Source organism: Bacillus sp. AFS017336 (genome assembly GCF_002555445.1).
Taxonomy (GTDB): Bacteria; Bacillota; Bacilli; order Bacillales; family Bacillaceae_G; genus Gottfriedia.
On the sequence record NZ_NUCO01000020.1, the window covers coordinates 278,494 to 291,193 of the forward strand.

The following is a 12,700-nucleotide window of genomic DNA, read 5'->3' on the forward strand; positions in this document are numbered from 1 at the left end:
AATAAGATTAACCCTGTTAAAACTTAGAACCATAGCCTAAGAACTACAAATCTTGGTCTTAATCCTTGACCTATAGCCTTAGAATTCTAGATCTTAGGCTTAATTATTTACCTATCCTCTAACCCTTACTCCTTACTAATGCTCTTAATACTCATCCTCACGGAACCCTAAATCTCTTAATTGAGACATACGGTTGCGCCAATCCTTTTGAACTTTAACCCATAATTCTAGGAATACTTTCGTATCAAGTAAATTCTCTATATCTAATCGAGCACGTTTGCCAACCTCTTTTAACATGCTTCCTTGCTTACCGATAATAATTCCTTTTTGGGAAGATCTTTCAACGACGATCGTTGCATTTACATAAATCGCATTACCTTCAGGACGTCTTTCAATTTGTTCGATAATAACTGCAATTGAATGTGGTACTTCTTCCCTCGTTAAATGCAACACTTTTTCTCTAACTAACTCAGAAATAATAAATCTTTCTGGATGATCTGTTACTTGGTTTGCTGGATAATATTGCGGTCCTTCTGGCAAATAAGTTTTGATAACTTGCAATAAACGATCGACGTTATTACCTTGCAATGCTGATATCGGAACAATTTCAGCAAATTCATATAAATCTTTATATTTATTAATTAGTTCAAATAATTCATCAGGATGAATTGTATCAATTTTATTTATTACTAAAATGACTGGACTGCGGCTACCTTGTAGCTTCTCGATAATAAATTCATCTCCACGACCAAAACCTTCATTAGCATTAATCATAAATAACGTAGCATCAACGTCTTTTATTGAGTCTTGAGCTACTTTTACCATGAAATCACCAAGTTTGTGCTTTGGTTTATGAATACCTGGCGTATCAATAAAGACAATTTGTGCATCATCTTCTGTGAACACACCTTGAATTTTATTACGAGTTGTTTGAGGTTTGTCACTCATTATAGCGATTTTTTGACCAACAACACGATTAAGGAATGTACTTTTCCCAACATTTGGTCTACCTATAATTGAAACAAAACCTGATTTATAACTTACTTTATTCATTCAAATCCTCCGATGTAAATGCTCCTGGCAATAATTCTTTTACTGTTGTTTCTTGTATTACTCCATTTAAGTTCGATAAATATACTTCTGTATCTGGACCACAAAGTTCAAATAAAACTTGACGACATGCACCACAAGGTGGGACAGGTCTCTTAGTATCCGCGACGACAGCTACAGCTGTAAACTCCGTAATTCCATCAGAATAAGCTTTAAATAATGCAGTACGTTCTGCACAATTTGTAAGGCCATACGATGCATTTTCTATGTTACAGCCACGAATAACTTGACCATCCTTTGTAAGCAATGCAGCACCAACTTGAAACTTCGAATATGGTACATATGCATTTACTCTAGCTTTGATTGCCTCATTAATAAGTTCTTGTTTATCCATTTATGTAGCCTCCTAATATCGCCCGAATACGAAGTGGGTCTTATTAACGTAGTATAGTAAAATACGGAAAAAATAGCAAAGCTCCAATAATGATTGAAATGATTGCAGCGACTAATACTGCACCTGCTGCAACGTCTTTCGCTTTTTTAGCTAATGGATGCTGATCAGGTGATGCTAAGTCTACAGCTGCTTCAATTGCAGAATTAACAAGTTCAAGCGAAATAACAAGCGTAATGATCAGCAGAAGTATTAACCAATCAATTCGACTAATTTGTAAATAAATTGCAAGTCCGACTGAAACTAGTGCTGCAAATAAGTGAATTTTTATATTTCTTTCTTCTTTAATTACTTTAAAAATGCCACTAAATGCATATCCAAAAGAGTTAACTAATGGCGATCTTTTTTTAAAGTCTTTCAAGGCCATATTTTTCTAATATTTCCTTTTGTTTTGTAAACATCACTTTTTCATCGGCTTCATTCATATGATCGTAACCAAGTAGATGTAAACATCCGTGAACTGCTAAAAAACCTAATTCACGTCGGAATGAGTGACCATACTCTTCAGCTTGTCTTTTTGTAGTAGGAATTGATATAACGATATCACCTAAAGTTCGTGGTAAATCAACACCAACGATTTCAATTTCACCTTCACCTAACTCTTCCATAGGAAATGAAATGACATCAGTAGCACGATCTTTTTCTCGATATTCTTTATTGATTTCATGAATTCTTTCATCGTCTACAAATGAAATTGAAATTTCAACTTCTCCTGATACACCTTCATACTCAAGAGCACACTCCATCAACCCTGTTAAATCAGATTGTTGTTCTTCTGTAACCTCATTCGTTTCATCTATAAAATCAATTTCTAATTGAATCATTACCTCACCTTATCTTTCATCCGGATACTGTATTCTTGAATGGAAAGTACCTTTTAAAGTCTCACACAATGATTTCTCAACTATATGTAATTCTTTTAAGTTTAATTCACACATTGAAAATTGACCATCATTCAAACGATCATTCACGATTGAAGAAACTAATGCTTCGATTTTTTCCATATTCGGGTCTTTTAACGAACGTACTGCAGCTTCAACACTATCAGCAATTCCAACAACTGCAGATTCTTTCGAATGAGCTTTTGGACCTGGGTATCGAAAATCAATTTCTTTTACATCAGGATTGTTTTCTTTTTCTTTATAATAAAAAAACTTTAATAAAGTTGTCCCATGATGCTCAGCTGCAATATCAATAATATCTTTTGGCAAATTATATTTTTTTAGTATTTTTACTCCATCACTTACATGCCTAATAATAATATCCTTACTTCGAATCGGTTTAATTCGATCATGTGGATTACGGCCACCCATTTGATTCTCAATAAAGTATCCTGGATTATTCGTTTTGCCTATATCATGATAATATGCACCGACTCTTGCTAATAAACCATTCGCTCCAATCGCTTCACATGCACCTTCAGCCAAATTTGCAACCATAATACTATGATGATATGTTCCTGGGGCCTCTAGTAAAATTTTTCTTAATAAAGGATGATTAGGACTGCCTAATTCAACCAATTTAAATGAAGATACCATCCCAAAAGAATCCTCAACAAATGGTAAAATCCCCATTGTAATGACACTTGATAAAACTCCGGAAGTTAAGCCCATTAATAAATAAATTCCGATCTCAACTGAAGAATATTGACCATTTCGAATCAGAATTAACGAAAATAAAGTGGCAATATTAACAAGCGAAATTAAGAAACCAGCATGTAAAATCATTGAGCGTTTATTTTTTACCTCGTTTAAAAATAAAACAGCGATTGAACTAAACAAAATATATATTCCAGTCGAGTAATTAATCGCACCATTCACATCTTCATTAAACATCAGACTGCCACAAATGGAGAAAATAATCGAGGACACCATTAAATATCGATTACCTAATAGAAACTTAATTAACAATGTTCCTATTGCTACTGGAGCTACATATACGAGACCAGAAAATTCAACCTTTTGAAACAAACTAACAATTTTTAAAATTAAAATCGTAAAAATTATGATGCTGTAATATGCAACTATATAAACATTACCCTTTTCTTTTAACGTTTCAGTTTGCTTCACCACAAAATACATTAATACGCCAATTAATAAAATTAAGCCGATATACGGTTGAATCGATTGTTTACTTTGAATTAATCCGACTAATTTTAATTGATCATATTTTTCCTTTGTAATTGTTTCACCAGCTTTTACTAAAACTTGTCCTTGTAAAATATAAACACTATCTACACCTTCACTCTCGATGCGTCTTCGCTCTTTTGTCTCTTCTGCATCAAAAAAGTAGTTTGGAATAATAGCATATTCGCCAATTGAAATCATCGCATCTTTTAGTGAAGGATTCACACTAACGTATGATAATTCGTTTCTTAGTTTACTACGTGAATCCTCAATTTGACTCGTTGTAATTTCTTCACTCATCACATTATTAATTGAAGTATTTAATGATGCTTTAGAAATATTTAACTGTTCCTCTGATGATCTTAATAAAGTACTATAGACACTGTCTTCAAAATTTTTACGAACATCGTCTGGTAATCGTTTCTTAACATCGCTTATTTCTTTATCAAGAAGGTCTTGTCCTTTTAATTTATCATCTTTTGCATTTTTAGTTTTTACTTCTGTTACAATATCAAAAATTGAATTTACTATGTCAATTCGGTTTTGCGTATAACCCTCTTCATATTTAAAAACGTCCTCTACTCTTGCTGCTGCTTCTTGACGCTTCTTATATGTAGCTGCTTTATCTTCAATCGTAATTGGCGAATAAATAGTGTCACTCGCGATTGCTAAAAGCTCAATATCGTATTTTACCGGTCTAACATGACTAATTAAAAGAAGAAAACTTGTTAAGCCTAATGCAATAATACATAGTAATATGACAAGAGTCTGATTCTTAAAACGTAGAATTAAAGCTTGCAAACTATTCATTGTTTCCCCTTTCTAGAAATGCACCTCATCATAAAAATACGAAATGACCCTATCATATTGTAGGGTCACAACGAATCATTCTTTTGCTAAATCATAAGCTTGAATAATCTTTTGTACTAATGGGTGACGAACTACATCGGTTTGCTCTAATATCGTCATACCGATCCCCTCAACACCCTTAAGTGTATGTTGAGCCGAAATTAAACCGGACTTTACTCCTTTAGGTAAATCAAGCTGAGAAGGATCACCCGTTATCACCATTTTAGAACCAAATCCTAAACGAGTCAAAAACATCTTCATTTGAGCCATTGTCGTATTTTGAGCTTCATCTAGAATGACAAAGGCATCTTCCAAAGTGCGTCCCCTCATATAGGCTAAAGGGGCAATTTCAATCGTCCCTCTTTCAATTAATCGAACAGTATGCTCTTGTCCTAAAACATCATGAAGCGCATCGTATAGCGGCCTTAAGTAAGGGTCAACTTTTTCTTTTAAATCACCCGGTAAAAACCCTAAACTTTCTCCAGCTTCCACAGCAGGTCTCGTTAAAATAATTTTACTCACTTTATTATTTTTCAATGCTTGAACAGCCATGACAACTGCAAGATATGTTTTACCTGTACCAGCAGGCCCAATTCCAAATACTAAATCATTTGATTGAATAGCACGAAGATAATGTCTCTGTCCAAAAGTTTTAACACGAATTGGCTTCCCTTTTGAATTCTTTATTATTTCCTCGTCATACAACCTAGCAAATGAAGATAGCCGTCCCTCTTTAGCCATCTGAATTGAGTATGTCACATCCCTTGATGTAATACTCACTCCATTTCGAATAACCTCTAAAAGAGCTTGGATGATTTGCTCAACAGTTTTCACATTCTCATCCGCACCTGAAACCTGTACAGATTGTCCACGTGACACAATTTTAACATCAAGCAAATTTTCAATAACTTCCAGATGTTTATCATTTGTACCAAATAAGGCAATTGCTTCGTTTGGATCCTCTAGTTGTTGATTAATCGTTAGTAGTTGTTCTGGCATTACTCAGTCCCCTTGAACAATAGTTTTCGTTTTAGTGATATCTTCTAAAACTTTATAATACATTCTTAAATTAACTTTACCATTGTCTATTGACTCGTGCAAAACTTTTTCTTGTAAAATCTTGGCATCCGGACTCAACTTTTTCATTAATTCCTTCCGACCGATTTGTTTTCCAAGTTCAGCAGCTTGCTCTTTAGAGTATGACCTAACAAAACCATTGCTTTCAAGAATTGTTTTTTTAGTGAAATATATCGGTAATTTCCATTTTAAAAATTTAAATTGATACGAACTACTTTCACCTTCAAAAGATTTATATTTATTCTTTTCAAAACCCCAAAATTTTATTTTATTTTCTTTAGTCCCAATATAGTACCTCGTTTTTCTTTCTCCAGTTAGCAAAGTAAAAGGAGTATCCAAAGGAATACTAATAATTTCCTCTCGCCAAACCTCTCCCATAATTTTACCAACAGCCGGGACTAAAATAGGGTGCTCCTCCGTTCCAAGGACTCCAGATACTAATACTTGACCTTTTTTTACAAAATCATTTTTCACTACCATTGGCTTCCCTTTTTCAACAAACAAACTTGCAATAACCGCTTCTTCACTAGCAATAATATCTCGTGGTTTTAACGCTTTCTCTGGCTTTGGAAGATGCTTCTCAACTACTTCAAAATGAAAGGTAGTCCCCTTTAATTGCACACCTACCCAAGTCAACGAAGGATTATCATCTTGTAATTTCTTCTGGATTGTTTGCATTTTTGGTATTGAAAATTGAGAAGCTCCTGTCTTAACACCCATTGCCGTTAAATCTTTCCGAAGCTTATACTCAATTTCAGGAGATGCACCTTTTATATCAACACGCCAAACCATATTCGAAAGCAAAAATAAAACAACCAAAAATCCAACAATCCCAACAACAAAACCAAAATACTTCCAAGCTCGTCTTATTTCAAAAGGCAGTCCCTTCCTACCAATAAAGAAAACCCTATACTCCTTTTTACGAGGAATATTCTTAATCCGTTTATAATCCTTTAACTCAATCGTAAAAGTAATAGAATTTGTTCCACTTTTTTTCACATCCCGCAAAGGAATCCCTTTACGCATACAATCATTTAAAAAACGTTCTGGTCCAAGCCCCATTACTTTCACTTGAACCATCCCTGTTAAATTTGAAGTCCACTCGTTTTTCATCCTAATCCCCCATGTTCATTAGACTGATCATGGTGTATGTTCTAGATGCTATTCATTAATAAAATACACATGCTCAATTTCGCCCTCCAACAAAATCTCCTCAGGCAACATCGTCTTCAGCACAAAATCCTTACCCTTAATCAATAACTGCCCTTGTTTCATTAACAAACGCAATTCATTATCCGTATAAACAAGTAAACCTCTATGATTTTCAATATAAATATGTAGTTGACCTAACATCGTAATACGTGGCAATTCCAAAAGAACATCTGGTGGTAAGTCCATCTTACTTGACATCCATGTTTTTAAACTATGCGCTAATCTTTTCAAGATAGACTCCTCCCCCTTTCATATCATATTTATGATGAATTTTAAGAAGGTATGATACAAATTGAAAAAGGAAATAGGAAATTTAAGACGCATAAAATTTAGTTATTGATATAGTGAGGTGTATTAGGTTGGGATTATTTAAGGGTTCTGGGATTAAGACTTGATGTGTGGTGGTTTGTGTATGCCTTATTCAAAGAATGAGGTGAATAGGCTGTATGGATTGAGTAGTGGGGGTTCTTTTTCTGTGATGGAACCTAGAAAGTGGTGTAAAAACTAACCCCTGGTTTGATCTTTTTTAATGGAAACAAGCAAATTTTAGTGTTTTTGAATTAGTTTCGAAAAAAATTTAAAATAATTTTGCGGTATGATGGCTATTTTCTTTGATAAAGAGCTCTTAATTTGTGTTCTATGGTTTTTATTTGCAGTTTTGAAGATTTTAATTGCAGTTTCCCATTTTTTATTTGCACTTTCGAAGATTTTATTTGCAGTTTTACAATTTTTATTTGCAGTTTTACAATTTTTATTTGCACTTGGAAGATTTTATTTGCAGTTTTACAATTTTTATTTGCACTTTCGAAGATTTTAATTGCAGTTTCACGATTTTTATTTCACTTAGAATTTTATTTGCAGCTACAATCAACATATTTGCACTCTACATAGGTTTATTTGCACATCGCAACTGTCTCTTTGCACTTCGTAATTTTCAAGAAATTCAATCCATGCACCAACCACCATTAAATAATCTAATTGACCATTTTATACTAATTTTGATCCATCATACTAAGAAACGATCTCATTTTCAGTTCATTTTGCTTTAAATGATAATGAAACGAACCAAATCACTTTATTTTCTTAACTTTATTAGCAATTACATGGATTTTAATGATGATTCCTGAATCTTATTTGCGATTCCCAGATTTTATTTACGATTTCCTAAATTTATTTACGATTCCTGATTTTCATTTACGATTCCCTATTTTTAATTGCGATCTCTAAATTTATTTACGATTCTTTACGTCCCCCAATTAATTACACAAAAAAAATAAACGTCTATAAATAGACGTTTATTTTAACAGACTTGCTACAGCCTTATTCACAGAAGAGCCATCAGCTTGTCCTTTTACTTTAGGCATAACTGCACTCATTACTTTCCCCATGTCAGCTTTTGATGTAGCACCGATTTCTGAAATTGTAACGCGTACAATTTCAAGAAGTTCGTCTTCAGATAATTGTTGAGGCAAGTATTCTTCTAGAATCAGTAACTCTTGCTTTAATTTATCCACAAGGTCTTGACGACCAGCTTTTTCGAATTCCAGGAGGGAGTCTTTACGTTGTTTCACTTCACGAGTTAAAATTGTTAACTCTTGATCAGCTGACAATGTTACATTATTCCCTAAGTTAATTACTTCATTTTGCAATGATGCTTTCACCATTCGGATAACGGATAACTTGTCTTTATTTTTTTCCTTCATCGCTTGTTTCATATCTGAATTCAAACGTTCGAGAAGACTCATAGTAACACCCTCTCTTAGAATTTACGTTTTCTCGCTGCCTCTGATTTTTTCTTACGTTTTACACTTGGCTTTTCATAAAATTCGCGTTTTCTTGCTTCTTGAAGCGTACCAGTTTTAGAAACTGAACGTTTAAAACGACGAAGAGCATCTTCTAAAGATTCGTTTTTACGAACGACTGTTTTAGACATCTTACTTTTCCCTCCCTCCAAGCTACCACTTACAATCAATAAAACACTGCAAAAAAGAACACTTTTCTACATGTCTTTTACGATTATAATACATAAACTATTGATAGGTCAACAGGTAAATGTCAAGTTTGAAACTTAACACTCTTTTGCTATAAAAAGAATCAATAGCCCTCAGTTGCCACATTTCCTTGGACAATCGTTATGCCGTTACTTGTACCAATTCGAGTTGCTCCTGCTTTAACCATTTCATTTACGCTTGCAAGATCTCGGACACCACCGGATGCTTTCACTCCTATATCAGGACCAACTGTTTTTCGCATTAATGCAACGTCTTCTACAGTTGCTCCACCAGTTGAAAATCCAGTTGAAGTTTTCACGAAATCAGCCCCTGCTTTAACAGAAAGCTTTGATGCCATTTCTTTTTCTTCGTTTGTTAAAAGACTTGTTTCAATAATTACTTTTACTAAAGCTTTACCCTTTGCTGCATTTACAACTGCTGCTATATCTTGTTCTACAGTGTCATAATCTTTATCTTTTAAAGCACCGATATTGATTACCATATCAACTTCCTGTGCTCCATTTTCAATTGCATTTTTCGTTTCAAAGCCTTTTGTTTCTTTTGTATTAGCCCCTAAAGGGAATCCAATTACTGTACAAACTAAAACTTCTGTACCTTTTAACAAACTTGCACAAAGACTGACCCAAGTTGGATTCACACAAACAGAGGCAAAATCATGCTCCTTTGCTTCTTGACATAATTTTTCAATTTGAGCTTTAGTTGTTTCTGGTTTTAAAACTGTATGGTCAATCAATTTATTGATATTAGTTGTCATGTTGTGGTGCTCCTAACTAAAGTTTTTTCAACTATTCCCCTTCAAAAGAAGACACTGAAACATCAGCATTATTAAGTATTTGTCATTTCAAAATTAAATATGTGAAATTGCCTTATCAATAAAAAAAACTCAGACCATCACATTGATGCATCCGAATTTTTTTTAAATGTAATATGATTTTCTTTTACTTTTAGCATCATAAAAAATGAAATTGTTATAAATAAGCAACCATAAAGGAACATATACTTAAATCCAATTAAATCCATAATTCCTCCTAGTAATGGAGGAGAGATGATATTGGAAATTGAAGAAAATAAGTAATATAGTCCCGTATACGTTCCAATAAATCCAATTGGTGCCATTTCAGTTAAAAAAGGATATGAATTAATATTTACTAATGCCCACAAGCATCCCATTACTAAAAAAACGATTCGAATTGTAAACAAATCCTTTAAGAAGAATAAAACAATAAAACCAATCATGATGCCAAATATGCCGATTAATATGCTACGTTTCTTGCCGATTTTTGTTCCGATGAATCCAGCAGGAATTGCAAAAAGTAAAAATGCTAATGAGATAAATGCAAATGAAAACGCAGCTGCACTTACTTTAACTCCCAAATAAACTTCTCCGTATCGCGTAAAAAAAGTTTCAATTCCATTAAAGCCAGTAAACCAGCTAAGAATAGCTAATAATAAAAATAATGCACTTTTATTTTGAATAGCAGAACGAAAACCTTCTTTTAATTTTACCTTTTCTTCAGCCACTTCATAATTTAAAACATCTCTTTTTTCTCTTATAAAATAAAAGAGAATTAAAAAGCTGACTAACATAAGTGACCCTGCTAAATAAAAAGGAAATCCTTTATTTTCATCCCACAAAATTGATCCAATAAAAAAAGCAATTAACGCACCAATTCCACCCATGAAATTAATGACACTATTTGCCTTACTACGTTGTTCAAGCCTTGTTAAATCAGGCATAAGTGCAATAACCGGTGAACGAAAAACACTCATACTTAAGTTCATAAAAAGAATAAAGAAGATTAACATGAAAAGCGTTTGATGAAAAGGAATTAAAAAAGTAAACAATGCTGCAAGAGGCATACCGACTATTAAAAATGGCATTCTTCTACCAAATCTTGTGTCTAGACGATCACTATACATCCCTACGGCTGGTTGTAAAAATAGTGCAAAATAATTATCAAAAGTCATGATAAATCCAATTAATGCAGACGACTTTATATAATCACTTAAAAGTTTTGGCATAAATGCATTATAAACTGACCAAGTAAGACTAATCGCAAAAAAACCAAATCCGAGCAACATAATTTTTTTGTAATTAAGTTTATCCATAGAAAATTTTCGCTACCATTATCTCTATATTTTTATTTTTCTTTCGAATCAATGACACAATTATCCCCCCTTATTTTCAGTATAGTTATTAAAATGTTCAAATATTTGCCCTTTTTTCAAAATTAATAAAAAATTAACACTGATCAAAATGGAAAAATGCACAGTAGAAATTACTGTGCATTTTAGTTAAATATTTAATTTTACATTCTTTCCTCTAAAGCTTTCGCAGTATTACTTGTATTAACTTCTTTTTCATCTTTCAATGTACCAAAAATCCCATCAAATATTGGCGTTGATACACCATACCAATAGTTTTCATTTTTAAAGTGATGTAATATATGAAGTTTTTTTACATTTCTCCCTAATTTTGTTTTTGGCTTAATTGGTCGATGGGCAACGTAATGCTTCCACTCATACATAAGCAACATAAAAATTAATCCTGAACCAAATGCGAAAGTTTGAATTAGATCCCTTGTAATTAAAAAGTAAATAATACAAAGTGTTCCAAGATTCGGAATGCTATACCAGATTGGTAAAAAAAGTAATTTCAAATCATCTGGATAAGTGTGATGATCATAATGGATTCGCTTCATAAATTTAAGAAATAGTTTATTTTTTGGTGCCTTTAAGTGAAAAAAGAAGCGATGAGTTGCATATTCACTAAACATAAAAAAGACTAAACCTAAAATAAAAATTAAAACAACAAGCCAAGAAAAGTGAAAGCCTATACTATAAATAAATCCAATTAAAAAAAGTACCCCCATCACGATGATATCGAAATGAAGAAAAAAGTCTCGATATAGTCCCTTCATATTCTATCCCCCTTTATCAACTACTTAACAATCGTTTTATAGAATTTATATTTCAATATTATTTATGAAATTCCTTTTTGGAAATACTAATTTTGAATAAAGCAATTGTCTGAGAAGATAATAAAAAAGATAATCAATATTGAAAAGGGAGATATTTATGGAAAAAAGGAGATATTACGTATCAGTTCAGGCAAAAACAATTGTTCCAAATCAAGGTGATGCTGCATATGAGTTAGAAATCGACGGAACGATTGATGATAAACACAGACTCGAAAGAATTTTCCATCAAATTGACAATTATGATGAAGCTGCAGGGATACAAACTGCATTCATCATTCCAATTACAAACTGGAGTCAAGAAAACAATGATGGATACGACTATTTTTTAAAACAAGCATATGAATTAATATACGAATTAGGTACAGAAGAAACTCGCGAACATATTCGCCAGATGAAAATTTTAAAATAAGCATGATGAATTTTATTAATATAGTAATAAAAAAGAAAGCTTAAATGAGCTTTCTTTTTTTAAACATCAATAACCTTTGTTTTAGCAATTCGATCATGTAACGTTTTTCTTTCTGAAGTAAATATAAAAAATGGATCGATAAATGCAACAATACCTACAATAAATGAAAGATATTTTATTTTTACGTATCCTAAAAATGAAAAAATAGTTCTAACAAACATCGTACCCAAATTTACTTCTTGATTGTCTTCTTTAACTACTGCAATTTTTAACCAACGTTTTCCAATTGTTTGTCCTTTCCAAACATATGTTGGGATCAAAATATAGAATATAACAACACAAATAATTGATATAATAGAACTCCCTACGCCTAATTTTTCTACCTTTTTTAGATCAGTAAATGTTGAGAATTCAGCTACCCCCGTAATTAATAAAAAAACAAAACGGAAAAGAGCACTAATAAAAATATCAACTAATATTGCTAACAATCGACTTGATCTGCTTGCTAATGGTTCCAAAATATTCCACTCCTA

15 protein-coding genes are annotated in these 12,700 nt (G+C 32.6%); 1 reads left to right on the top strand and 14 read right to left on the bottom strand.

Annotation, left to right across the window (positions count from 1 at the left end):
* Nucleotides 1-144: 144 nt before the first annotated feature.
* The 13 genes from era to CN601_RS11585 all read right to left on the bottom strand — a co-directional run bounded on the left by era (nucleotide 145) and on the right by CN601_RS11585 (nucleotide 11,698).
* Nucleotides 145-1,053: a GTPase Era gene (gene era, locus CN601_RS11525; RefSeq protein ID WP_098119985.1), complete on the bottom strand. Its 909-nt coding sequence runs from the start codon at nucleotides 1,051-1,053 to the stop codon at nucleotides 145-147.
* Nucleotides 1,046-1,444 carry a cytidine deaminase gene (locus CN601_RS11530; RefSeq protein ID WP_098171108.1) on the bottom strand — a complete coding sequence of 133 codons (399 nt, stop codon included), beginning with the start codon at nucleotides 1,442-1,444 and terminating at the stop codon, nucleotides 1,046-1,048. The genes era and CN601_RS11530 overlap by 8 nt, the downstream gene beginning before the upstream one ends.
* Nucleotides 1,445-1,487: 43 nt before the next feature.
* Complete coding sequence (locus CN601_RS11535; RefSeq protein WP_098119983.1) at nucleotides 1,488-1,868, bottom strand: diacylglycerol kinase family protein; 381 nt, start codon at nucleotides 1,866-1,868, stop codon at nucleotides 1,488-1,490.
* Nucleotides 1,849-2,322, bottom strand: coding sequence for an rRNA maturation RNase YbeY (gene ybeY, locus CN601_RS11540; protein ID WP_098120096.1), 474 nt, complete (start codon nucleotides 2,320-2,322; stop codon nucleotides 1,849-1,851). The genes CN601_RS11535 and ybeY overlap by 20 nt, the downstream gene beginning before the upstream one ends.
* Before the next feature lie 12 nt (nucleotides 2,323-2,334).
* The gene (locus tag CN601_RS11545; protein ID WP_098171109.1) at nucleotides 2,335-4,437 is read right to left on the bottom strand and encodes an HD family phosphohydrolase; all 2,103 of its coding nucleotides are present in this window, start codon (nucleotides 4,435-4,437) and stop codon (nucleotides 2,335-2,337) included.
* A gap of 75 nt (nucleotides 4,438-4,512) precedes the next feature.
* Nucleotides 4,513-5,475, bottom strand: coding sequence for a PhoH family protein (locus CN601_RS11550; protein WP_098119981.1), 963 nt, complete (start codon nucleotides 5,473-5,475; stop codon nucleotides 4,513-4,515).
* A 3-nt stretch (nucleotides 5,476-5,478) separates the two neighbouring features.
* Nucleotides 5,479-6,666, bottom strand: coding sequence for a sporulation protein YqfD (gene yqfD / locus CN601_RS11555; RefSeq protein ID WP_098171110.1), 1,188 nt, complete (start codon nucleotides 6,664-6,666; stop codon nucleotides 5,479-5,481).
* Nucleotides 6,667-6,714: 48 nt separating this feature from the next.
* Entirely contained in the window at nucleotides 6,715-6,963 is a 249-nt protein-coding gene (gene yqfC / locus CN601_RS11560; protein ID WP_098120095.1) for a sporulation protein YqfC, read from the bottom strand.
* Nucleotides 6,964-8,060: 1,097 nt separating this feature from the next.
* A complete protein-coding gene (locus CN601_RS11565; protein WP_098171111.1) occupies nucleotides 8,061-8,510 on the bottom strand; it encodes a GatB/YqeY domain-containing protein in 450 nt (149 codons plus the stop codon).
* Nucleotides 8,511-8,524: 14 nt separating this feature from the next.
* Entirely contained in the window at nucleotides 8,525-8,698 is a 174-nt protein-coding gene (rpsU, locus tag CN601_RS11570; RefSeq protein WP_003152957.1) for a 30S ribosomal protein S21, read from the bottom strand.
* Between the two features lie 161 nt (nucleotides 8,699-8,859).
* Entirely contained in the window at nucleotides 8,860-9,531 is a 672-nt protein-coding gene (gene deoC / locus CN601_RS11575) for a deoxyribose-phosphate aldolase (RefSeq protein ID WP_098119978.1), read from the bottom strand.
* 137 nt (nucleotides 9,532-9,668) lie between these two features.
* Nucleotides 9,669-10,886, bottom strand: coding sequence for an SLC45 family MFS transporter (locus CN601_RS11580; protein ID WP_098171112.1), 1,218 nt, complete (start codon nucleotides 10,884-10,886; stop codon nucleotides 9,669-9,671).
* 200 nt (nucleotides 10,887-11,086) lie between these two features.
* Nucleotides 11,087-11,698 (bottom strand): sterol desaturase family protein, encoded by a 612-nt coding sequence (locus CN601_RS11585; protein ID WP_098171113.1) that lies wholly within the window; start codon nucleotides 11,696-11,698, stop codon nucleotides 11,087-11,089.
* Between the two features lie 157 nt (nucleotides 11,699-11,855).
* Here CN601_RS11585 and CN601_RS11590 point away from each other — a divergent pair, with 157 nt between their 5' ends.
* A complete protein-coding gene (locus CN601_RS11590) occupies nucleotides 11,856-12,167 on the top strand; it encodes a hypothetical protein (RefSeq protein ID WP_098119975.1) in 312 nt (103 codons plus the stop codon).
* Nucleotides 12,168-12,226: 59 nt separating this feature from the next.
* Here the strand turns inward: CN601_RS11590 and CN601_RS11595 are convergent, their stop codons facing one another.
* Nucleotides 12,227-12,685 carry an RDD family protein gene (locus tag CN601_RS11595; protein ID WP_179865528.1) on the bottom strand — a complete coding sequence of 153 codons (459 nt, stop codon included), beginning with the start codon at nucleotides 12,683-12,685 and terminating at the stop codon, nucleotides 12,227-12,229.
* Nucleotides 12,686-12,700: the final 15 nt, after the last annotated feature.

Bases quoted from the DNA above. Each gene is read 5' to 3' on its own strand.
- CN601_RS11550 (WP_098119981.1), bottom strand. From the start codon at position 5,475: ATGCCAGAACAACTACTAACGATTAATCAACAACTAGAGGATCCAAAC.
- rpsU (WP_003152957.1), bottom strand. From the start codon at position 8,698: ATGTCTAAAACAGTCGTTCGTAAAAACGAATCTTTAGAAGATGCTCTT.
- CN601_RS11545 (WP_098171109.1), bottom strand. From the start codon at position 4,437: ATGAATAGTTTGCAAGCTTTAATTCTACGTTTTAAGAATCAGACTCTT.
- yqfD (WP_098171110.1), bottom strand. From the start codon at position 6,666: ATGAAAAACGAGTGGACTTCAAATTTAACAGGGATGGTTCAAGTGAAA.
- CN601_RS11530 (WP_098171108.1), bottom strand. From the start codon at position 1,444: ATGGATAAACAAGAACTTATTAATGAGGCAATCAAAGCTAGAGTAAAT.
- CN601_RS11590 (WP_098119975.1), top strand. From the start codon at position 11,856: ATGGAAAAAAGGAGATATTACGTATCAGTTCAGGCAAAAACAATTGTT.
- CN601_RS11535 (WP_098119983.1), bottom strand. From the start codon at position 1,868: ATGGCCTTGAAAGACTTTAAAAAAAGATCGCCATTAGTTAACTCTTTT.
- CN601_RS11585 (WP_098171113.1), bottom strand. From the start codon at position 11,698: ATGAAGGGACTATATCGAGACTTTTTTCTTCATTTCGATATCATCGTG.
- CN601_RS11565 (WP_098171111.1), bottom strand. From the start codon at position 8,510: ATGAGTCTTCTCGAACGTTTGAATTCAGATATGAAACAAGCGATGAAG.
- CN601_RS11580 (WP_098171112.1), bottom strand. From the start codon at position 10,886: ATGGATAAACTTAATTACAAAAAAATTATGTTGCTCGGATTTGGTTTT.
- era (WP_098119985.1), bottom strand. From the start codon at position 1,053: ATGAATAAAGTAAGTTATAAATCAGGTTTTGTTTCAATTATAGGTAGA.
- deoC (WP_098119978.1), bottom strand. From the start codon at position 9,531: ATGACAACTAATATCAATAAATTGATTGACCATACAGTTTTAAAACCA.
- yqfC (WP_098120095.1), bottom strand. From the start codon at position 6,963: ATGTCAAGTAAGATGGACTTACCACCAGATGTTCTTTTGGAATTGCCA.